Annotated in this window: 20 protein-coding genes and 2 tRNA genes; 12 read left to right on the forward strand and 10 right to left on the reverse strand. The window is 51.5% G+C overall.

The window, feature by feature from the left end:
• Nucleotides 1-107: 107 nt before the first annotated feature.
• Nucleotides 108-3,167, forward strand: a complete 3,060-nt coding sequence (gene ydiJ / locus BG55_RS07705) for a D-2-hydroxyglutarate dehydrogenase YdiJ (RefSeq protein ID WP_034936307.1) — start codon at nt 108-110, stop codon at nt 3,165-3,167.
• Nucleotides 3,167-3,589, forward strand: coding sequence for a hotdog fold thioesterase (locus tag BG55_RS07710; RefSeq protein WP_034936165.1), 423 nt, complete (start codon nt 3,167-3,169; stop codon nt 3,587-3,589). Before ydiJ ends, BG55_RS07710 begins: the two co-directional genes overlap by 1 nt.
• A gap of 9 nt (nt 3,590-3,598) precedes the next feature.
• Here the strand turns inward: BG55_RS07710 and BG55_RS07715 are convergent, their stop codons facing one another.
• On the reverse strand, nt 3,599-4,003 hold the full coding sequence (locus tag BG55_RS07715; RefSeq protein WP_034936168.1) for a hypothetical protein: 405 nt from the start codon (nt 4,001-4,003) through the stop codon (nt 3,599-3,601).
• Between the two features lie 391 nt (nt 4,004-4,394).
• Between BG55_RS07715 and sufA the strand changes: the two genes are divergently transcribed.
• The 6 genes from sufA to sufE are packed head-to-tail and all read left to right on the forward strand — an operon-like array spanning nt 4,395 to nt 9,991.
• Complete coding sequence (gene sufA / locus BG55_RS07720) at nt 4,395-4,769, forward strand: Fe-S cluster assembly scaffold SufA (RefSeq protein ID WP_034936171.1); 375 nt, start codon at nt 4,395-4,397, stop codon at nt 4,767-4,769.
• 5 nt (nt 4,770-4,774) lie between these two features.
• Nucleotides 4,775-6,268 carry a Fe-S cluster assembly protein SufB gene (gene sufB / locus BG55_RS07725; protein ID WP_034936173.1) on the forward strand — a complete coding sequence of 498 codons (1,494 nt, stop codon included), beginning with the start codon at nt 4,775-4,777 and terminating at the stop codon, nt 6,266-6,268.
• A 56-nt stretch (nt 6,269-6,324) separates the two neighbouring features.
• On the forward strand, nt 6,325-7,071 hold the full coding sequence (sufC, locus tag BG55_RS07730) for a Fe-S cluster assembly ATPase SufC (RefSeq protein WP_034936175.1): 747 nt from the start codon (nt 6,325-6,327) through the stop codon (nt 7,069-7,071).
• A complete protein-coding gene (sufD, locus tag BG55_RS07735; protein ID WP_034936177.1) occupies nt 7,046-8,329 on the forward strand; it encodes a Fe-S cluster assembly protein SufD in 1,284 nt (427 codons plus the stop codon). Before sufC ends, sufD begins: the two co-directional genes overlap by 26 nt.
• The gene (gene sufS / locus BG55_RS07740) at nt 8,326-9,546 is read left to right on the forward strand and encodes a cysteine desulfurase SufS (RefSeq protein ID WP_034936179.1); all 1,221 of its coding nucleotides are present in this window, start codon (nt 8,326-8,328) and stop codon (nt 9,544-9,546) included. The genes sufD and sufS overlap by 4 nt, the downstream gene beginning before the upstream one ends.
• A gap of 22 nt (nt 9,547-9,568) precedes the next feature.
• Nucleotides 9,569-9,991, forward strand: coding sequence for a cysteine desulfuration protein SufE (gene sufE / locus BG55_RS07745; RefSeq protein WP_034936180.1), 423 nt, complete (start codon nt 9,569-9,571; stop codon nt 9,989-9,991).
• Nucleotides 9,992-10,525: 534 nt separating this feature from the next.
• On the opposite strand, the gene BG55_RS07750 is transcribed toward sufE, so the two are convergent.
• The 5 genes from BG55_RS07750 to BG55_RS07770 form a co-directional block, all read right to left on the reverse strand.
• Nucleotides 10,526-10,762, reverse strand: a complete 237-nt coding sequence (locus BG55_RS07750) for a major outer membrane lipoprotein (protein WP_013201929.1) — start codon at nt 10,760-10,762, stop codon at nt 10,526-10,528.
• Between the two features lie 297 nt (nt 10,763-11,059).
• Complete coding sequence (gene pykF / locus BG55_RS07755; RefSeq protein ID WP_034936183.1) at nt 11,060-12,472, reverse strand: pyruvate kinase PykF; 1,413 nt, start codon at nt 12,470-12,472, stop codon at nt 11,060-11,062.
• A 459-nt stretch (nt 12,473-12,931) separates the two neighbouring features.
• A tRNA-Val gene (locus tag BG55_RS07760) sits at nt 12,932-13,008 on the reverse strand.
• Between the two features lie 4 nt (nt 13,009-13,012).
• Nucleotides 13,013-13,089, reverse strand: a tRNA-Val gene (locus BG55_RS07765).
• A gap of 136 nt (nt 13,090-13,225) precedes the next feature.
• Nucleotides 13,226-14,599, reverse strand: a complete 1,374-nt coding sequence (locus tag BG55_RS07770; protein ID WP_034936308.1) for an MATE family efflux transporter — start codon at nt 14,597-14,599, stop codon at nt 13,226-13,228.
• 295 nt (nt 14,600-14,894) lie between these two features.
• Here BG55_RS07770 and BG55_RS07775 point away from each other — a divergent pair, with 295 nt between their 5' ends.
• Nucleotides 14,895-15,545, forward strand: coding sequence for a riboflavin synthase (locus BG55_RS07775; RefSeq protein WP_034936186.1), 651 nt, complete (start codon nt 14,895-14,897; stop codon nt 15,543-15,545).
• A gap of 38 nt (nt 15,546-15,583) precedes the next feature.
• On the opposite strand, the gene cfa is transcribed toward BG55_RS07775, so the two are convergent.
• Together cfa and punC are read right to left on the reverse strand one after the other, a co-directional pair.
• Nucleotides 15,584-16,732, reverse strand: a complete 1,149-nt coding sequence (gene cfa / locus BG55_RS07780) for a cyclopropane fatty acyl phospholipid synthase (RefSeq protein ID WP_034936189.1) — start codon at nt 16,730-16,732, stop codon at nt 15,584-15,586.
• A 290-nt stretch (nt 16,733-17,022) separates the two neighbouring features.
• Nucleotides 17,023-18,213 (reverse strand): purine nucleoside transporter PunC, encoded by a 1,191-nt coding sequence (punC, locus tag BG55_RS07785; protein ID WP_034936192.1) that lies wholly within the window; start codon nt 18,211-18,213, stop codon nt 17,023-17,025.
• A gap of 112 nt (nt 18,214-18,325) precedes the next feature.
• Here punC and punR point away from each other — a divergent pair, with 112 nt between their 5' ends.
• Nucleotides 18,326-19,237, forward strand: coding sequence for a DNA-binding transcriptional activator PunR (punR, locus tag BG55_RS07790; RefSeq protein WP_034936311.1), 912 nt, complete (start codon nt 18,326-18,328; stop codon nt 19,235-19,237).
• A 92-nt stretch (nt 19,238-19,329) separates the two neighbouring features.
• Here punR and purR read toward each other — a convergent pair whose 3' ends face one another.
• Nucleotides 19,330-20,355: an HTH-type transcriptional repressor PurR gene (gene purR / locus BG55_RS07795; protein ID WP_034936195.1), complete on the reverse strand. Its 1,026-nt coding sequence runs from the start codon at nt 20,353-20,355 to the stop codon at nt 19,330-19,332.
• 281 nt (nt 20,356-20,636) lie between these two features.
• Here purR and cydH point away from each other — a divergent pair, with 281 nt between their 5' ends.
• Nucleotides 20,637-20,726, forward strand: coding sequence for a cytochrome bd-I oxidase subunit CydH (gene cydH, locus BG55_RS22490; protein WP_152542697.1), 90 nt, complete (start codon nt 20,637-20,639; stop codon nt 20,724-20,726).
• A 38-nt stretch (nt 20,727-20,764) separates the two neighbouring features.
• Here cydH and BG55_RS07800 read toward each other — a convergent pair whose 3' ends face one another.
• A complete protein-coding gene (locus tag BG55_RS07800) occupies nt 20,765-21,571 on the reverse strand; it encodes a C40 family peptidase (RefSeq protein WP_034936198.1) in 807 nt (268 codons plus the stop codon).
• 357 nt (nt 21,572-21,928) lie between these two features.
• On the opposite strand from BG55_RS07800, the gene BG55_RS07805 reads away from it, so the two are divergent.
• Complete coding sequence (locus tag BG55_RS07805) at nt 21,929-22,267, forward strand: Grx4 family monothiol glutaredoxin (RefSeq protein WP_034936201.1); 339 nt, start codon at nt 21,929-21,931, stop codon at nt 22,265-22,267.
• The last annotated feature ends 86 nt before the right edge of the window (nt 22,268-22,353 follow it).

The following is a 22,353-nucleotide window of genomic DNA, read 5'->3' on the forward strand; positions in this document are numbered from 1 at the left end:
CGAGATTCTTTTTGCTGGATTTTTTGAAATCGCGACAGGTCATAAAAAATGTGATAAAACTTTTGCCAGAGAGCATTCGTTATACACAACATTTTGGTCACCCGATAATGATCCCACAGATTTCTCAGGCACCCGGCCTTGTTCAGCTGGTGCTGGATTTTTTGCAGGCGCTGAAACAGCAGGGTTTCACCGGCGATACTGCAACCAGCTACGCCGACCGTCTCACCATGTCCACCGACAACAGTATTTATCAGTTGCTTCCCGATGCCGTGCTGTTCCCCCGTTCCACGGCAGATGTCACCCTGATTGCCCGGCTCGCGGCAGAGCCCCGTTTCCTCAGTCTGGTGTTCACTCCGCGTGGGGGTGGCACCGGCACTAACGGACAGTCGTTGAACCGCGGCATTGTGGTGGATATGTCCCGGCATATGAACAGAATTATCGACATTAACGTTGAGCAGGGCAGGGTAAAGGTAGAAGCGGGGGTGATTAAAGATCAGCTCAATGCTTATCTTAAGCCTTACGGTTATTTCTTCTCACCTGAGCTGTCCACCAGCAACCGGGCAACGCTGGGCGGGATGATTAATACCGATGCCTCAGGGCAGGGATCGCTGGTATACGGTAAAACGTCGGACCATGTGATTGGCTTGCGCGCGGTGCTGCCGGGGGGCGATATTCTGGATACCCGCGCTGTACCGATGATGCTGGCGGAACAGCTGGCTGAGGGGCAGAACAACGAAGGAAACATCTATCGCACCGTGCTGGAACGTTGCCGCGACCGCCGCCAGCTGATTGTGGAAAAATTCCCTAAACTGAACCGGTTTCTCACCGGTTACGATTTGCGCCATGTTATCAGCGATGATATGCAGCAGGTCGATTTGACCCGCCTTCTTTGTGGTGCAGAGGGCACGCTGGCATTTATTACCGAAGCAAAACTGGACATCACCCCCATTCCCAAAGTACGACGTCTGGTTAACATCAAATACGATTCATTTGATTCCGCGCTGCGCAGCGCTCCCTTTATGGTGGCGGCGAAGGCACTGTCGGTCGAGACAGTCGATTCAAAAGTGCTGAATCTGGCGCGGGAAGATATCGTCTGGCATTCAGTCAGCGAGCTGATTACCGATGTGCCTGACCACGACATGCTTGGCCTGAATATTGTCGAGTTTGCCGGTGATGACCGGGAGCTGATTGAAGAGCAGATTGGCGCATTGTGTCAGCAGCTGGATACGCTGCTGGCGGCCAGAGAGGCAGGGATCATTGGCTATCAGCTTTGCGATGATCTTGATGGTATTGAGCGAATTTACGCCATGCGAAAAAAAGCCGTGGGTCTGCTGGGCAATGCCAAAGGGCGCGCCAAACCGATCCCTTTTGTTGAGGATACCTGCGTCCCTCCTGAACATCTGGCTGACTACATTGTTGAGTTTCGGGCACTGCTCGACAGCCATAATCTCAGCTACGGTATGTTTGGCCATGTCGATGCGGGCGTGCTGCATGTGCGACCAGCCCTGGACATGTGCGACCCGCAGCAGGAGATGCTGATGAAGCAGATTTCTGACGAGGTGGTGGCCCTGACCGCGCGATACGGCGGCCTGTTATGGGGAGAACATGGCAAAGGTTTTCGTGCTGAATACAGCCCGGCCTTTTTTGGCGAAGAGTTATATAACGATTTACGCCGCATCAAGGCGGCTTTTGATCCGGGCAACCGTCTGAATCCGGGAAAAATTTGTGCGCCTTTTGGTCAGGATCGGCCAATGATGACGGTGGATGCGGTGAAACGAGGGAGCTGGGATCGCCAGATCCCGGTCAGCGTGCGAACAGACTGGCGCGGGGCGATGGAGTGCAATGGTAACGGACTCTGCTTCAATTTTGACGTGCGCAGCCCGATGTGTCCGTCGATGAAGATTACCGGTGACCGCATCCATTCCCCCAAAGGCCGGGCTACCCTGACGCGTGAATGGTTGCGCCTGCTGGCGGAGCAGGGGGTGGATCCGCTGGAACTGGAAAAACGTTTGCCGGAAGCGAAGCTCAGCCTGCGAACGCTGATTGAGCGCACCCGGAACAGCTGGTATGCCCGTCGCGGAGAGTATGACTTTTCGCATGAGGTGAAAGAGGCCATGTCCGGTTGTCTGGCCTGCAAAGCCTGCTCAACACAGTGTCCGATTAAAATCGATGTGCCCGGCTTTCGTTCACGCTTTCTGCAACTTTATCACACCCGCTATCTGCGTCCGGCGCGGGACTATCTGGTTGCCTCCGTCGAGAGTTATGCACCGCTGATGGCCAGAGCGCCCGGATTTTTCAATTTCTTTATGCGCCAGCCACTGGTGCACAGGCTCAGTGAAAATCGGATAGGTATGGTTGACCTGCCGCTGCTTTCTTCACCCACGCTACGCCAACAGCTGGCCGGGCAGCGGGCAATGACCACCACGCTGGAACAGCTCGAAAGGATGAGCGCCGATCAGCGCCAGCGTCACGTGCTGGTGGTGCAGGATCCTTTTACCAGTTATTACGAAGCGCAGCTGGTGAGTGATTTTGTTTTACTGATTGAGAAGCTGGGCTATCAGCCGGTGGTATTACCGTTCTCGCCCAATGGGAAGGCGCAGCACATTAAAGGATTTTTGCAACGCTTTGCCCGCACTGCGCAAAAGACCGCCGATTTTCTTAATCGGGTTGCCGGACTGGAGCTGCCAATGGTCGGCGTAGATCCGGCGCTGGTGCTCTGCTATCGCGATGAATACCGGGAAATTCTGGCGGACAAAAGAGGCAACTTTCATGTTCAACTGGTCCATGAGTGGTTGCAGCAGATACTTCCTGCCACGGCACTGCCTGAAGGTAGCCAGAGCGGTGAGGCCTGGTATCTGTTCGGACACTGCACCGAGGCGACGGCGCTCCCGGCGTCAGGCAGGCAGTGGCAGGGCATTTTTGCCCGGTTTGGGGCAAAACTGGAAACTATCAGCGTCGGCTGTTGTGGTATGGCCGGAACCTATGGGCATGAAGTAAAAAATCTGCGTAACTCGCTGGGTATCTATGAGCTCTCATGGCATCAGGCGTTACAGAAATTGCCACGTCGCCGCTGTCTGGCGACCGGCTATTCCTGTCGCAGTCAGGTTAAACGCATCGAGGGTAACGGAATGCGGCATCCCCTTCAGGCACTGCTGGAGCTGATCTGATGGCAGTCTGGCACCGCAGTCAGTCGCTGCAACAGTTAAACCAGCTTGGTCAGGGGACACTGGTGTCCAGGCTTGGTATTGAATTTGTTGCCCTCAATGAGGATTCACTGGAAGCGACCATGCCCGTTGACCATCGCACCCGTCAGCCCTTTGGGCTGCTTCACGGCGGGGCATCGGTGGTACTGGCGGAAACCCTGGGATCGGTCGCCGGATACCTCTGCACCACAGGGGATGACTACATTGTGGGTGTTGAGGTCAACGCCAGCCATCTGCGGGCAGTGAGGGAAGGGCTGGTACGTGGCGTGTGCCGTGCCGTACATCTGGGGCGCTCACACCAGGTGTGGCAAACTGATATCTTTGACGCGCAGCAGCGCTTATGTTGCACCTCGCGCCTGACCACCACGGTGATGGTGGCAAAATAAGGGCTGCCGTCACATAATCCACGAGGCATGTCTGACGAAATCGCTTTGCAGTACAGTGGCTTTCTCCCATTCACCGTTCATCGCCAGCTGGTGACACAGACGGGTCAGCGAATTACGCGCCAGCTGCCATGCCTGCATACGAAACAGGCGGTCGCGCTCATTGTTGCCCAGCTCCTGAAGCAGGCGATGATGCAGTTTCCCCATCGCGTGGAGATAGCTGTGATCGTCACCATTAAGCTGACAAAGTTCCGCCATATCCAGGCAGGTATCGTTGAACTTACGCAGTTGTTCCGGCGAACAGTCCGGGCGGTTCAGCCTGGCTTCGGCCATGTAGAAGTCGACAGTGATATCACGGATGGAAAATTTGTATTCATCAATCTTGTGTTGCAGCCATGCATTCATCGACAGATTCATCAGGGAACTCACTCACGTTAATGATAATCATTATCATATATTAGCTGTGGCATTATTCAATCTCAGCAAGAAGAAATTTTATCCATTCATGCTGCCTCTCAGATAAATTGGTAATAACGATACGTGACCCCACCTGATAAGTTAAAATAAGTATTATTCGTGATTGGCGATGGACAGCCAATATTTACTGTCGGTTTTTCAGTGTGTTACAATTTCGTTAAATCTCTTCGCGATACAGATCGCCGCCCTCTTTAGCGGTTTTGCGGCTGTAAAAAGGCCTGAAAATCGTCACCTGGCCTTAATCCCTGCAAAACAAGAGGTTGAAGAGACAATCATTATCACTAACATAGGGGTATTAGCCCGCAGGGCTATCGACTCGCGAGGTAAAGTTATGCCATCAGCAACGACTGCTTCTTTTTCTCCTGACGACTATGTCTGGAAAGGTCTGACGCTTACCGACAGTGCTGCCAGACAGATTATCTCTCTGGCAGCGGGTGATCCGGAAGTGAAGGGGCTAAGGCTGGGGGTTAAAACCTCCGGTTGTGCTGGTTTTGGTTATACAATGGATTTAATCAAACAACCAGAAGGGGATGACCTGGTCTTTACACACCAGGGGGCATCACTGTTTGTGCCCTTGCAGGCAATGCCTTTTATTGACGGAACCGAGGTCGATTTCGTTCGTGAAGGCCTGAATCAGATCTTCAAATTTAATAATCCTAAAGCTCAACACGCCTGTGGCTGTGGTGAGAGCTTTGGCGTTGAGTAAAATTTATGTCCCGAAACACTGATACATCAGACGATGTGCAGGTCTGGGAAGGAAACCATCAGAAGTACAAAGAAGGTTTCTTTACCCAGTTGCAGACCGAACAGTTTGACCACGGCATCAGCGAAGACGTGGTGCGTGCTATCTCGGCAAAACGTAACGAGCCCGAGTGGATGCTGGATTTCCGCCTGAAAGCGTATGCAGCCTGGCTGGAGATGGAAGAGCCGCACTGGCTAAAAGCTAACTATAAATCACTGAACTATCAGGACTACAGCTACTATTCAGCGCCCTCCTGTGGTAACTGTGATGACAGTTGCGCGTCTGAACCTGGTGCCGAGCAGACTTCTGGTGCTCAGGCTCCTGACTACCTGACTGAAGAAGTAGAGAACGCTTTCAAACAGTTGGGCGTACCGGTTCGTGAAGGTCAGGAAGTGGCTGTCGATGCTATTTTTGACTCAGTATCAGTCTCCACCACCTACCGTGGCAAACTGGCAGAGCAGGGGATTATTTTCTGTTCCTTCAGCGAGGCGATCCACGACCATCCGGAGCTGGTAAAACAGTATCTGGGTACCGTGGTTCCGGCCAACGATAACTTTTTTGCTGCGCTGAACTCTGCGGTGGCTTCAGACGGTACCTTTGTTTACATCCCGAAAGGGGTGCGTTGTCCGATGGAGCTGTCGACCTATTTCCGTATTAACGCGGCGAAAACCGGTCAGTTTGAACGTACTATCCTGATCGCTGATGAAGGCAGTTACGTCAGCTACATTGAAGGGTGTTCTGCGCCCGTCCGTGACAGCTATCAGCTGCATGCGGCAGTGGTTGAGGTCATTATTCATAAAGATGCCGAAGTGAAATATTCCACGGTGCAGAACTGGTTTTCCGGCGGTGAATCTGAAGGCGGAATTCTTAACTTCGTCACCAAACGCGCGCTGTGCGAAGGTGAGAACAGTAAGATGTCGTGGACGCAGTCTGAAACGGGCTCGGCCATCACCTGGAAATACCCCAGCGTTATTCTGCGTGGAGACAACTCAATCGGTGAGTTCTTCTCCGTGGCACTGACCAGTGGTCACCAGCAGGCTGATACCGGCACCAAGATGATCCACATTGGCAAAAACACCAAATCCACCATCATCTCAAAAGGGATTTCGGCCGGGAAAAGCCAGAATACCTATCGTGGGTTGGTGAAAATTATGCCCACCGCCACCAACGCCCGTAACTTCACTCAGTGCGACTCGATGCTGATTGGCGCGGAATGTGGTGCTCATACATTCCCTTACGTGGAAGCGCGCAACAATACGGCGCAACTGGAACATGAAGCGACCACATCGCGAATCGGTGAGGATCAGCTGTTTTATTGCCTGCAACGCGGTATCAGTGAAGATGATGCTATTTCCATGATTGTAAACGGTTTCTGTAAAGACGTTTTCTCTGAGCTACCGCTGGAATTTGCGGTTGAAGCGCAAAAATTGCTGGCAATCAGCCTTGAACACAGCGTCGGTTAAGCGCCACGCATATGATTATTCAGTGCAATACCGCAAGGTATTGCCCGGGAAACACTATGTTAAGTATTAAAGATTTACAGGTAAGTATTGAAGATAAAGCGATCCTGCGCGGGCTGAATCTTGAGGTTAAGCCGGGCGAGGTACATGCCATTATGGGACCCAATGGCTCCGGAAAAAGTACCCTGTCGGCCACCCTCGCTGGTCGCGAAGAGTATGAAATTACCGGCGGTTCAGTCAGCTTTAAGGGTAAAGATCTGTTGGAACTTGCGCCGGAAGATCGTGCCGGTGAAGGCATCTTTATGGCCTTTCAGTACCCGGTCGAAATTCCTGGCGTAAGCAATCAGTTCTTCCTGCAAACAGCGGTCAATGCGGTGCGTAAATACCGTGACCAGGAAGAGCTGGACCGGTTCGATTTCCAGGACTTTATCGAAGATAAAATCCATCTGCTGAAAATGCCGGAAGACTTACTGACCCGCTCGGTGAATGTTGGTTTTTCTGGCGGTGAGAAAAAACGTAATGACATCCTTCAGATGGCTGCGCTGGAACCTGAGTTGTGCATTCTGGATGAAACCGACTCCGGCCTGGATATTGATGCGCTGAAAATTGTTGCCGGTGGGGTTAACACCCTGCGCGACGGTAAACGGGCATTTATCATTGTGACTCACTACCAACGTATTCTGGATTACATCAAGCCTGACTTCGTCCATGTGTTATATCAGGGCAAAATCGTCAAGTCCGGCGACTTCACGCTGGTGAAACAACTGGAGGAGCAAGGCTATGGCTGGCTTACCGACCAGGAGTAGTGATAACGCCCTGCAACAGTGGCACCATCTGTTTGAGAGCAGTGGGGAGCATCGCTCATTACAGGCGCAAAAGCACTGGCAGCAGGTGCTGCGCCTGGGATTGCCGACCCGCAAGCATGAGAACTGGAAATACACGCCGCTGGAAGGGCTGTTGTCTCAGCATTTCGTCCTGCCGACTGCCGCCAGCCTTACTGCCGCAGATGTTGCGGCAGTGGCGCTGAATATTGATGCGTTAAAAATGGTGTTTGTTGATGGCCGCTTTAATGCCGGTCTGAGTGATAACGTCTTTGCGCCCTTTGATATTCAGGTTTCCCATGCGGCAGAACGCCGTGAACTGAGTGCGCCAGTGCAGCCAGAGGTGTTTTTACATCTGACGGAAAGCCTGGCGGAAGAGGTCACCACCATCCATCTGGCGCGTGGTAAAACCGCTGAACGCACGCTGTACATACTTCACATCAGCAGCGGCAGCCATCAGTCGGAAATGAATACCTCGCATTATCGTCATCATTTGCAACTGGATGATGGCGCGCAGGCAACGGTGGTTGAACACTACGTCAGCCTTAATGAAACCGGGCACTTTACCGGCGCACGCTTTACCGCCAGCGTCGGTAATAACGCCAGGCTGAACCACTACAAGCTGGCTTTTGAACACAGCAGCAGCTATCACTTCTCGCACAATGACATGGTGATCGGACGTGACGCCAGGGTACAAAGCGACAGCTTCCTGCTTGGCAGCGGCCTCGCTCGTCATAACACCAGCGTGCAGTTGAATGGTGAAGGCAGCGAGCTGGGGATCAACAGTCTGATGCTACCGGTAGAGAAAGAGGTTTGTGACAGCCGCACCTATCTGGAGCATAACAAAGGCCACTGCCTGAGCCGTCAGATGCATAAAACCATCGTGCGCGATAAGGCCCGCGCGGTGTTCAACGGCCATATCAAAGTGGCAAAGTATGCGCTGAAAACCGACGGACAGATGACCAACAACAACCTGCTGCTGGGTCGTCTGGCAGAGGTGGACACCAAACCGCAGCTGGAAATCTACGCTGATGATGTCAAATGTAGTCACGGTGCGACCATTGGCCGTATTGACGATGAGCAGATGTTTTATCTGCGCGCCCGTGGTATCAGCGAAGCGTCTGCTCAGCGCATGATCATCTATGCTTTTGCCGCAGAATTAACCGAAGCGATTACCGATGAAGTACTGAAGGAAGCGGTGATGCAGCGTATTGCACAGCGTTTCCCCGGAGGCATTAAATGAGTTTTGACCTGGCGAGCATCAGGGCGCAATTCCCCATCTTATCGCGGGAAGTGAATGGTCAGCCGCTGGCTTATCTGGACAGCGCGGCCAGTGCTCAGAAGCCACAGGCGGTGACAGATGCGGAGAGCCGCTTCTATCAGCATGGCTATGCCGCCGTTCACCGTGGGATCCATACTCTCAGTGCAGAAGCCACCACAGAGATGGAAAATGTGCGTGAGCAGGCTGCCACGTTTCTCAACGCGGCCTCGGCGGAAGAGATCGTGTTTGTCAAAGGGACCACTGAAGCGATTAACCTGGTAGCCAGCAGTTGGGGTGGCAGCCAGTTGCAGCCGGGCGATAATATCCTGATTACCGCGATGGAACATCACGCGAATATCGTACCCTGGCAGATGGTTGCACAGCGTACCGGTGCTGAAGTGCGTTTTATTCCTCTGACGGAAACGGGTGAACTGGATCTTTCAGCGCTGCCGACACTCATCGACAGCCGTACCCGGATGCTGGCGGTCACTCATGTTTCAAATGTGTTGGGCACGGTCAACCCGGTCAAAGAGCTGGTGGCGTATGCCAAAGCGGCTGGTGTGGCCACGCTGATTGATGGCGCGCAGGCGGTGATGCATGAAAAGGTGGATGTCCAGGCGTTGGGCTGTGATTTTTATGCCTTCTCCGGGCATAAAATTTATGGCCCGTCCGGAATTGGCATTCTTTATGGTCGTAAAGCCGTACTTGACCAGATGCCACCCTGGGAAGGCGGTGGCTCAATGATCGCCACGGTCAGCCTGACCGAAGGCACGACTTATGCGGCCGCACCGTGGCGTTTTGAAGCCGGTTCGCCCAATACCGCTGGAATTATCGGTCTGGGAGCGGCTCTGCACTGGGTCAGTGAACTGGGTCTGGAGGCTATCCGGCAGCGTGAACAGGTGTTAATGCGCTACGCGATGGAGCGACTGGCAGAGGTGCCCGATTTACACATCTATGGCCCGCAGGCCAGAGCAGGGGTCATTGCATTTAACCTCGGTCAACATCATGCATATGATGTGGGTAGCTTTCTCGACCGTTACGGTCTTGCCATTCGCACCGGTCACCACTGTGCCATGCCGTTAATGAATCACTATGGCGTCCCGGCAATGTGCCGCGCCTCCTTTGTTCTGTATAATAGCGAAGAAGAGGCTGACCGCCTGGCGGCCGGCCTGACACGCATACATCGTCTGCTGGGCTGAGCCTGGCAGCAGAGGAGGAAAAATGGCACGTCTGCCAGAGAAAGAAAAACTGGTTCGTAACTTTGGCCGTTGCGCTGACTGGGAAGAGAAATATCTCTATATCATTGAGCTGGGTGCGTTATTGCCCGAACTGGCTGAATCATCACACTCTGCGGAAAATACCATCTCAGGTTGTCAGAGCCAGGTATGGATCCTGATGGATGTGGATCAGGAAAATCGCGTTGTGCTTCAGGGAGACAGCGATGCAGCAATTGTTAAAGGACTGATTGCCATCGTCTTTATTCTTTATCAGCAGATGACGCCGACCGAGATTCTGGCATTTGACGTCCGCCCCTGGTTTGATCAACTGGCGCTTAGCCAGCATCTGACACCTTCCCGTTCTCAGGGGCTGGAAGCGATGATCCGTGCCATTCGTTTTAAAGCTCAGGCACTCAGCGCACACTAACTTACCCTATTTCCCCTTCAGACTTCCCGCCTTGCTGGTGGGGAGTTTCTGTCGTGATACGCGACATCCGAACAAACCCTCTCTACGCACCTGAGTTCGCCACCGACATAGATTTCAGTTCTGAAGGCTACAATCATCGTCCGGATGAGATGGTGGGGCGATTTAAAGGTTTTCTACTAACAATTCGAAGAGGGCCGTGAGAAGGCGCAGAGCAGAGCCTGACCGTTATCTCTGTAGTGAGCTGAGCACTGAGCTGCCTCAGGTTAAGCCGATTTATTCATGGCGGGTATAAAAGCGTTTTCAGCGGTGGGGGCTACGAACAGGCCAGTTCAGATGTCCCGTGTGTGTGGTGGTATGCCGAAAGGTCATCGCCACTGCTCAAGGGGATTCAGGACGCTTATACGGTCTTTAAGATGGCGAATTAAAAGCAGCAGAACCGGATTTGACGCCTTCCTAACATTTAGCTGACAGAAAGCAGGAAAAAACAGGAAAAAAAATGGCGCACATTGTGCGCCATTTTCAGTACCAGAGCTCTTACTTACGGTAAGAGTGAGCCTGGTTGTCCAGACGCTGGTTAGCACGAGCTGCGTCATCTTTAGCAGCCTGAACGTCAGAACGCATTGCGTTCACGTCGTTGCTCAGCTGGTCAACTTTAGCGTTCAGAGTCTGAACGTCGGTAGACAGCTGGTCGATTTTAGCGTTGCTTGAGCAACCAGCCAGCAGAGTTGAACCCAGAATTACCGCGCCCAGTACCAGTTTAGTACGATTCATTATTAATACCCTCTAGATTGAGTTAATCTCCATGTAGCGTTACAAGTATTACACAAAGTTTTTTCTAAAGAGAATAAATTTTAGTAAGAAGCCCATGAAATTTGATCGTTCGCTCAAAGAAGCATCGCCTTTCACATTTTCGGCAAAATTTTAAGCGAAAACAGCTGATTTTAATCGGGCCAGTCTGAATTTTTAGACGGGTTGCAGCGCTTATTTTTATCTGCAATCTGGTTTTTTCAGAAATTGAAAAAGCGCCACGACGGGCGCTTGATTTATGACAATCTGTAATAATCTGCCTTACAGCAAATGAACAGAAGCAGTGTTGGTTGTTCCGCTCGGGACAAGAGCGCCTGAAACCATCACCACCACATCACCTTTTTGCGCATAGCCGCTGGCAACGGCAGCTTCTTTACCCAGACGGTAGAAATCGTCGGTAGAGGCAATTTCTTTCACCACGCTGGCAATAATCCCTTTACTGAGGATCAGCTGACGTGCTGTCAGTTCATTGGTGGTCAGTGCAAGGATAGTGGCACCAGGAAAATATTTACGTACAGACTTGGCAGATTTTCCACCTTCGGTTGCCACCACAATCAGAGGGGCTTCCAGATTTTCCGCTGTCTCTACTGCGCCACGGCACACCGCCTCGGTGATACGCATTTTCCGATTGTCGTGCTGAGAATCAATCCGGCTTTTCATAACACGATCGGTGCGTTCACAAATGGTGGCCATGATGGTCACCGACTCCAGTGGATATTTCCCTTTGGCGCTTTCACCTGACAACATAACGGCATCGGTGCCATCAAGGATGGCGTTAGCCACATCGCCAGCTTCAGCGCGGGTAGGGCGAGGGTTTTTGATCATAGAATCCAGCATCTGCGTAGCGGTGATCACCACTTTGCGAGCGCGGTTACATTTTTTGATCATCATTTTCTGGGCGAAGATGACCTCTTCTACCGGGATCTCCACACCCAGGTCACCACGGGCAACCATGATGCCGTCGGAGGCGTCCAGAATTTCATCAAAATTGTTCAGACCTTCCTGGTTTTCAATTTTGGAAATAATCTGAATATGTTCGCCGCCGTGCTGTTTCAGGTGCTCACGAATTTCCAGCACGTCAGAACGTTTACGGATAAAAGATGCGGCAACAAAATCAACGCCCTGCTCGCAACCGAAAATCAGGTCACGTTTGTCTTTTTCAGCCAGTGCCGGCAGCTGAATGGAAACGCCAGGCAGATTCACCCCTTTGTTTTCACCCAGATCACCGTTGTTAAGCACTTTGCATACGACGGTAGTTTCGCTGACCACAATGACTTCCATGCCAATCAGACCGTCGTCAACCAGCACGGTGTTACCAATTTTCAAATCGGAGGCAAAACCGGGGTAGGTGACCGCCACGCGCTCATGATTACCTGTTACCGTCTGATCGGTGGTGAAAGTAAAGGTCTGACCTGCTTTCAGTGTGACATCATTGCCACCTTCCAGTTTCATGGTACGGATTTCAGGACCTTTGGTATCCAGCAGGATAGCGGCCTGGTGTGAGGTTTTAGCCATCACGGCGCGGAGATTCGCAATGCGTTTGCCATGCTCTTCATAATCACCGTGAGAGAAGTTCAGACGCATTACGTTCATGCCTGCATCAAGCAGGCTGGTGAGCATTTCTTCCGATTCGGTTTTTGGTCCGATGGTACAAACAATCTTGGTCTTTTTCATGACGAGTTATCTGTTAAGTTATGATGGATTGGAAAACGCGGTTCCGGAGCCTGGTGTGTCGCGCCGGGAGAGAATTTTTTGCCTGAACGGCGATACAGAATAAGAACGGGTGACAGTAGAAAAGCGTGCAGAGGAAGTTGTAACGCGGTTTCAGTGCGAACGCAATATAGCGCAACGCAATGAGCTATCAATATTGTAAAAGGATCAAGCATTCGCTGAAACCATTCATGTGAAACAACGTTGCGCATTATAGTCGTTCAGACTGCGAAAACCAATGAAAAAGGTTGCAGGGCGAAAGTAGAAAGGTTGTTTCAGATCAGTTTGTTGCGGGAAAAAATTACAGATAAAAATCGGGGAAAGGCAGAGATTATTGTCGAAATCCGCAGCTGATGCCCTGATCGCCACAATAAAAAGGTCGGGAATGAGGCTGACAGAAATTCTGCTGAACTACAGAAAATCTGGTGCGTCCGAGTGGACTCGAACCACCGACCCCCACCATGTCAAGGTGGTGCTCTAACCAACTGAGCTACGGACGCACTGTGGTGCGTTCTAGAGGACTCGAACCTCCGACCCCCACCATGTCAAGGTGGTGCTCTAACCAACTGAGCTAAGAACGCATCTGAACTGTCCTGCTGACAGCGGGGAAGAATATTAACGGCAGCCATCTCGTCTGGCAAGCATAAATCCGCTTTTTTCGTGGCGACTGCTGCGCAACTGTGCGAAATGCAGCAATTTTAAACATACCTTTGAAAATTAGTGCGCTGCGCGTGCCAGGATTTGCGCCGCAGGCAATTTTTGTAGCCGCCTGATACGCCATATCATCATCAATGCCGACGCAGTAAGACCAATAATAAAGCCTGTCCAGAAACCTGCCGGTCCCATGGCCGGAATAATAAAATCTGTCAGCGCCAGCACATAGCCAACCGGCAGGCCCAGCAGCCAGTAGGCAATAAAAGTAATGAAGAAAATGGATCGGGTATCCTTATAGCCTCGCAATATACCGCTACCAATCACCTGTACAGAATCTGATAACTGATAAAGCGCCGCGAGCAGCATCAGATGCGCCGCCAGGGTCACGACTTCGGGATCATTGTTATAAAGCAGGGCTATTTTTTCACGGAATGCCACCGTTAACAGGGCAGTGGTTAGCGCCATGAAGACACCCACGCCCTGCGCGGTCCAGCTGGCCACCCGTGCGCCTTCCACTGACCCCTGTCCCAGGCGAAAACCCACCCTGATGGTGGTGGCAACGCCCATTGAGAGGGGCAAAACAAATACCAGAGAGCTGAAGTTGAGTGCTATCTGATGACCGGCAACCTGAACAATTCCCATAGGTGAAACCAGTAAGGCGACCACGGCGAATAACGTCACCTCGAAAAACAACGCCAGGGCGACGGGCAGACCCAGTCTGAACAAGCGCCACAGTGCCTTGCCGTCTGGCAGGCTGTAACGATTGGCCAGACGAATATCCTGCATGGAGGGTGCGCGACTGACCCAGCACTTGATGGCGATAAACATTATCCAGTACACCGACGCGGTAGCGACGCCACAACCCACGCCGCCCAGCGCAGGCATTCCAAAATGACCATAGATAAAGATGTAGTTAACCGGAATGTTGACCAGCAGGCCAAGTAAGCCCATCACCATCCCCGGTCTGGTTTTTGACAGCCCTTCACACTGGTTACGGGCGACCTGAAAACAGAGATAGCCGGGCGCACCCCATAATAAAGCATGCAGATAGCCAGTGGCTTTATCAGCCAGCTGCGGGTCGACGTTGTGCATAGCCCGGATCATAAATCCGGCGTTATACAGTACCACCATCACCAGCACCGAACTGAACAACGCCAGCCAGTACGCCTGACGGACCTGATAAGCCACGCGGTCACGCCGACCTGAACCATTGTATTGAGCCACCACCGGCGTCAGCGCAATCAGCAGACCGTGAGCAAATAAGATGGTCGGCAACCAGATAGAGGTGCCCACAGCGACAGCAGCCATGTCTGTAGCGCTGACGGCACCCGCCATAATAGTGTCGACAAAGCCCATTGCTGTCTGGGCAACCTGCGCAAGGATAACCGGGATTGCCAGCGCCAAAAGTTGCCGCGCTTCTGTCAGGTACTTCTGCACGAATACACCTTTATTGTTATCAGAATGAAATGCCACCCAGCAGCGTAATCCGCTGAGAATGCGTCTCCCTGCGTCCTGGTGTATTCGCATTTGCCGCCATGAAACAAGGTTAAAATCAGCGGATTAGCCAAACAGCAGCAGGGCAGGCGAGACAGTGTAATGTTGATAATGTGATTAGCCAACCGTTGCGAAGTCCGATCATGCAGGGTGCCGCGAAAGAAAACAGGACAGCATTTGGTTTTATTTCACGGCCAGGGCACACTAAGACCCGAATAATATGACTGAGGCGATAACTATGTTTACCGGTATTGTACAGGGCACCGCAGTGGTGCTGGCAATTGATGAGAAACCTAATTTTCGTACCCACATTGTCCGTCTGCCAGCGGAAATGTTGCCAGGTCTTGAGCTGGGTGCCTCTGTTTCTCACAATGGCTGCTGCCTGACGGTGACGGAAGTCAATGGTGATCAGGTGAGCTTTGATCTGGTCAAAGAGACATTACGCATAACTAATCTCGGTGATTTAAAGCCCGGCGATAAAATTAATGTTGAACGTGCGGCAAAATTCAGTGATGAAATTGGTGGTCATCTGATGTCAGGCCACATTATGACGACGGCCGTAATCAGTAAAATTTTGACCTCAGAAAATAACCGCGAAATCTGGTTTAAACCGCAGGATGCGCAGCAGATGAAATATATTCTGCATAAAGGATTTATTGGAATTGACGGCATCAGCCTGACGGTGGGCGAAGTCACCAGTAATAAATTCTGTGTGCATCTGATCCCTGAAACGCTGGCAAGGACCACGCTGGGCAACAAGCGTTTGCAGGAAAGAGTCAACATTGAAATTGATCCTCACACCCAGGCGATTGTGGAAACCGTCGAACGCGTTCTGGCACAACGTGAAGCCGCAATTGTCGCCGCTGCTGAGTTAACGCCACAACAGTGAGCAGGGCTGTCAACGATGGCAGCCCTGTCTGCCAGAGATCAGTGTGGCACCCGTAGCCCTCCCTCCTGCCCGTGAGAGAAGACAATCTGCCACAGCTGAATATCACGCGATCTGAACGCGCCGGCACAGGCGTTCAGATAGTAGCTGAACATCCTGCGAAAGCGTTCGTCATAATTGTCAGCCAGTTTTGCCCAGTTATCGGTAAACCGCTGATACCAGGCCATCAGCGTCATATCATAATCAGCGCCAAAATTATGCCAGTCCTCCATAACAAAATAGGGTTCGCAGGCTTCGGCGATATGTTGTACAGAGGGCAGACAGCCATTAGGGAAGATGTATTTGTTAATCCATGGATCGACCTTGTCATTGGTCCTGTTAGCCCCAATGGTATGCAACAAAAAAAGGCCGTCTGCTTTGAGATTTCGATTCACTACCCCAAAATAGGTGCCATAGTTGCGTGGGCCAACATGTTCGAACATACCGACGGAAACAATTCGGTTCAACTGCTGATTTAAGTCGCGATAATCCTGCAAAAGAATTGTGACATCCAGCCCTTCGCACCGCTGCTGCGCCAGCTTCTGTTGTTCAGCAGAGATGGTCACCCCATAAACACTGACACCATAATGACGCGCGGCATATTCCGCCAGACCACCCCAACCGCAGCCAATATCCAGTAATAACATACCTGGTTTAAGCTGAAGCTTCTCACAAATCATTTTCAGTTTTGCCTGCTGGGCCTCCTGCAACGTTTCGGCATCTTTCCAGTAACCGCAGGAGTATTGCATGTGGGGATCAAGCATCAGTGTGAAAAGATCGTTGCCGAGATCGTAGTGTTCTTTACCCACTATCCAGGCGCGTTTAGGTGACTGAAGATTGATCAGGCGTGCTGCGGCAACACGCAAAGTATCTCTGAAATGATGAGGAAGCTGTTGATCCAGTCTGGCCAGCAGTACTCGATGAAAAAAAATATCCAGCCGTTCACACTGCCACCAGCCGTCCATATAACTCTCACCCAGGCCGAGTGAACCTTCCTGTAAAACTCGCCTGAAGAAATGGCTGTTTTTAATCTGGATGTCCCACGGACGACTGCCATTAATCGTGATATCGGCAGCGTGCAACATCTCCCTGACGATACGATACCAGTGATTCTCTACCAGGTTCACTTCTTCTATGCAGGATGTACTCATAGCTTCTCCACCACGCTATGTGATTGAAACCTGAGAAACAGAATAGTCAATTTCTACAGGATTGTGAGAAAACGCACAGAATTACCGTGCGCAGCATATCGGCAGTTACAGAGGATTGAATTGAAACCTGGAGGGTATCAGCAGGCGTCAGGGAAGAGTGAAACCTGGACCACCCTGTCAGGATTCGAAAATGATAAAGAGTTGTTATTTTTTAAGCCGGAGACGAGTATATGCTCACCTCCGGCAATATTCAATGACTTATGATTAGCTTGCTACGTAATTTTCGGGGCTCAGTGCCTGCTGCTGGCGGTTGAAAATGCCATCCGGGCTGCCGTTGTTCGCTGTAAAATATAGCCAGTAATGACCAGAAAAACCGTAGCCAGCATAATCACCGAAGTGGCAAGAAGCGGGGTGCTGATAAAGCCAGAGGTGATAAGACTGGCGACACAACATAACCCAAGTTGCAGAGTATTTTGCAGGGCGGCAGCTTTGCCACTGGCCTGCGGAAAAGGAAGTAACGCGCTGGCGACGACCAGAGGGTAAATCGCCCCATTAGCCAGAGCCATAAAACAGAATGGCAACATCAGTGCCATTACCGACGGTGATTCCATCCGGGCAGCGAAGAAAAAGAAAACGATACTGCATACATATATTCCCAGTAACCACGGTAACAGAGTGGCCCCCGAAGCTTGCCTGAGCAGTGCCCGACAGCCATAGCCTCCCAGCATAAAGGCCAGCGTCTGAGGAATATAGCTCAGACCGATGTCGCCGGGTGACATACCCAGATCGGTGAGGATAAACGGGGAGGCGGTTAACCAGGTAAAGAAGCTGGCAGAGCAGGCGGCATAAATCAATACGTTACCACTGTACAGCGGCGTTTTTAGCAGGGTCAGGAAACGGATTTTCTCGTTTTTCGTGGGGGTGCTGCCAGATGGTGCAGGGGAAAGAAACAGCGTAAAAAGTAACAGGCACAAAGCGATCAGCAGCAGAACAACAAAAATTGCCCGCCAGGTGTAGTGATTTAGCAGCCATGCACCAAGCAGTGGTGCCAGTGCTGGCGAGAGGGCAACCAGCGGCATAATGGTGGCAAACATGCGGTTAGCCTGAGCCGCAGAGTAGCGGTCAATGACCAGCGCCTGCCAGGTTACCGCAGCGGCACAAACGCCAACGGCTTGCAAAAATCGCCATGCCAGCAGGGCAGTGGCAGAGCTGACCCACCACATTGCCGCACAACTGATAACAAATAATCCTAATCCCATCAGCAGGACCGGTTTCCGACCAATGCGATCGGAGAGCGGCCCCCAGAACAGCTGCGCGCTGGCGAATCCTGCCAGGAAGAGGCTGAGGCTTGCCCCAACCATTCCGGCACTGGTGTTCAGATCCTGCTGCATCACCCCAAAGGCAGGCAGGTACATATCGGTGGCCAGAAACCCGGACACGCTGAGCAGGGCAAGATAAACGGTAAATCCTTTTGATGACATGGATGCACTCTTCAGTCAGGTAAATAAAACGCTGCGCAGTGTAACGGGGTGGCAAAGCGGTTGTGAAACGGTAATATTTGCGGTTTGTATTCAAAAATATTGCAGGCAGATTATGTGGTCAGAACACTCTCTGGAAGTGGTTGATGCGGTAGCAAGGACCGGCAGCTTTACTGCTGCTGCCGCAGAACTGCATCGTGTCCCGTCAGCCATCAGCTATACCATACGCCAGCTGGAGGAGTGGCTGGCTGTCGCCCTGTTTGTCAGACGTCACCGCGACGTCGTGCTGACCGATGCCGGGCATTTTTTTGTCAGGGAAGGGCGAGCTGTTATCAAAAAAATGCTTGCCACCCGACGTCAGTGCCAGCAGGTGGCCAACGGCTGGCGCGGTCAGATTAATATTGCCGTGGACTGCATTGTCAAAGCCGCCAGAACCCGGCAGCTGGTGATTGATTTCTATCGACATTTTCCCGATATGGAGCTGCATCTGTCAGCAGAAGTATTTAATGGTGTCTGGGATGCGCTGGCAGACGGGCGGGTGGATGTGGCGATTGGGGCAACTCAGGCTATTCCGGTCGGAGGACGTTTTGCTTTTCGCAGCATGGGAATGCTGGGCTGGCATTGCGTGGTAGAGGCCGGGCACCCCCTTGCTCAGCTTCAGGGGCCGGTCAGTGAGGAGAGCATACGTGCATGGCCTTCTCTCGGTCTGGAGGACACCTCCCGTTCACTGACCAGAAGAACGACCTGGACCCTGGATAATCAGCGCCGGATGGTGGTGCCAGACTGGGAAAGCGGCATTGACTGTCTGTTATCCGGATTATGTGTGGGAATGGTGCCTGCGCATCTTTCGCGTCCCCTTATACGCAGGGGAGCACTCAAAGTTTTGCAGTTGGAAGCGGTATTTCCTGACAGCCCCTGTTGTGTGAGTTGGTCAGAACAAACGGCCTCACCTGCGTTGAGCTGGCTACTGGATTATCTGGGAGATACTGACACCTTGAACAGCGAATGGCTTGCGGAAGAGATATAAAACAACCGGTCTGTACCGTTCAGGCGCTGCTCTGTACGCCAGAGCTGTGGCTGGCGAGGCGGCCGCCTCTGACATCAGAGGCGGTAGAAGAATTATTGCCGGTGTTTCCTGAAAGGACCATCAGCCACCGAGCGACGTTCAATCAGTGTGGGGTGCACTTCAATTGTTTGTGATTCTTCACGTTTGCTGGTTATACGATCCAGCAGCATAGCAAAAGCGGTTTCTCCCAGCTGTTCCTTAGGCTGATGAATCGTGGTCAGTGAAGGAGCGAAAAAACGAGCGTTACGCACATTATCATACCCGATCACCGAAATATCCTGTGGGACACGCAGCCCCATTTCATCTGCTGCGCATATCGCTCCCATTGCCATAATGTCACCGCCGCAGAACACTGCACTGGGGCGCTGTTTTTGTGAGAGGATCTGCTGCATAGCGTGGTAGCCGGATTCCGGCTCAAAATCACCCTGAACCAGCCACTCTTCCCGTAACGGAATATCCGCTTCAGCAAGGGCTTTAAGGAATCCAGCATGGCGTCCACCTCCGGTATTCCGTTCCATCTGACCGGGGATCACCCCGATATCGCGGTGACCACGGTCGATCAGATAGCGGCCTGCCAGGTAGCCGCCTTCAAAGGCATTATCCAGTACGGTATCGGTAAAATCGCCGCGCGATTCGCCCCAGTCCATCACTACCATTGGAATATGACGACTCTCTTCCAGTAAGGTAATTAACGGCGCAGGATATTCAGAACACATGACCAGCAGACCATCTACCCGCTTCTGCGCCATCATCGAGAGATAGGCCTGCTGTTTTTGCAGGTCATTGTGGGCATTACCTAAAATCAGGGTATAGCCTTTCTCGAAGCAGCAATTTTCTACCGCCTCAATAATCTCAGCAAAGTAGGGCGCTTCGCTTGAGGTGGCTAACAGGCCAATGGTTTTAGTGTTATTCACCTTCAGGCTGCGGGCGACTGCACTGGGAGAGTAATGTAATTCTTTGATGGCACTCCACACGGCTTCTCGCGTTTCTTCAGCGACAAAGCGGGTTTTATTAATAACGTGGGAAACGGTGGTGGTTGATACGCCCGCACGTCTGGCCACATCTTTTATTGTTGCCATTAACTCGCTACTCCTGGATATCTCGTAACTTACTGATAATTAGTTTGTTAAACGATTGCTTCAAATACAAAAATCTGATGTCTGTTAACAAAGTTATACGGTGCCTTGCGGAGACATCAGAAAGGGAAAAGGTCTGTGCCAGAAAATGAATACGGACGATACGGTGACCTGAAGTAATGCGTGAGAATTCTAACAAGCCTGAGCAGAGAAAACGAGATTTTTACTGGCGACTATGGGAAAATCAATGACGCCATAAACGCTGTGGTTATCGAGGGTAACAGATGGATACCAATCTTAAATTTTCACTACTGACAACCATCGGCGCTTTACTGATGATTGTTGCATTCAGCTTCACCGCAGTGCTGCACTGAAAAAATAAGGCCGCTCTTCGGAACGGCCTGAGAGTGAATCAGCGAATAGTTTTTGGCGTCATCATCCGGCGTGCACCGATATAGTGGCGTTGCCAGTAATCTTCGCTTAGTGCGCTGACCTGAATATCTTTGCCGGTGCGCGGCGACTGAATAAATTTACCATTACCCAGATAAACCCCAACATGATCGGCAGTACCGCGGCCATTTATACGAAAAAAGACCAGATCGCCTTTTTCGAGATCGTCACGTCTGATCGAAGCCGCATCACGCAGATGGTACATCTCATTGGCCGTGCGGGGAATTTTGAATTTCACCAGATCTTTATAAGCGTACCAGACCAGACCGCTGCAATCGAAACCGGTTTTCGGCGATGTTCCCCCCCACTGATAAGGTTTACCCAGCTGGCCCATCAGTTTGTTCATCGCCGTTTCACGTGCTTTCTGGTAGCGGGCGCGGTGTGCTCTGCTGAGCTTCAGCGGGGCAACACTGTAAGCCATCTCATCCGGCTGCACTGCCATATTGCCGTGATGGCGCCCATATCGTCTTTTATACACCGGCAATGTTTCTTTAACCGATACGGTTGTTACATTTACCCTGACAGTATTGCGTTTTTTTAGTTTGAATTTATTGACCGCAGTCAGACGGGATTTTTTGCTACTGACTTCTTTTACTTTGCCGGAACTGCTTTTCACCGGACGTCGCTTACGCCGTTCATCTTCTCGTGCCGTGGTATTGCTGTCAGTTTTGTGGTGATTAGCATTAACAGGGGTATGGGGCGATGCGTGCGCCATATTGAAAAACAGCTGAGCTGTAGCCAGCATGATAAGCGTGATGAGTAAACGCATCGTTACCGTTAGCAGTTTATGCTCCCGCCGGGGCCGGAGCGTGGTTGAATTAGGATATCTTTCAGATTGACAGTCCGATTCTAATCGAACTTCCTGGTCAAAGTTAACACCTTTTTTGTTTCAGGAATGCATAACACGTAAAAGCTGTAAAAATGACAACAAATGGCACTGTTAATGCGCAGCATTTGTGCTCAGATTATGCGTGCAGGTAATAAAAGTGTTTGTAATCGTATTTTAATCAGGATGTTAACTGGTATCTTCATGCTGGACTTTTACCCTGAATAAAATGTCGTTTTAACGTTGGTTCATAATCGCTACAATAATAAGACACGAAGTATCCGCTGAAGGAAGCTATTTATGAGTACTGTTGAGAAAATTGAGCGTCAGATAGCAGAAAACCCCATTCTGCTTTATATGAAAGGCTCGCCAAAACTGCCGAGTTGTGGTTTTTCTGCTCAGGCTGTGCAGGCGCTTTCTGCCTGTGGTGAGCGTTTTGCCTATGTTGATATTCTACAGAATCCGGAAATTCGTGCTGAACTGCCTAAATATGCTAACTGGCCGACTTTCCCTCAACTGTGGGTTGATGGTGAGCTGGTTGGCGGCTGCGATATTATTATCGAAATGTATCAGCGTGGTGAACTGCAACAGCTGATCAAAGAAACGGCGCAAAAATATCCCGCAGCACCGGCTGAATAAACCACTCCCGGGCGATAAAAAGGGCAGGTAAACAACGGTTTCCTGCCCTTAAACACCTCTGCAACCATGACGCTTTCCCGCCATTA

The sequence above is a fragment of the Erwinia mallotivora genome (assembly GCF_000590885.1).
Classification (GTDB): domain Bacteria; phylum Pseudomonadota; class Gammaproteobacteria; order Enterobacterales; family Enterobacteriaceae; genus Erwinia; species Erwinia mallotivora.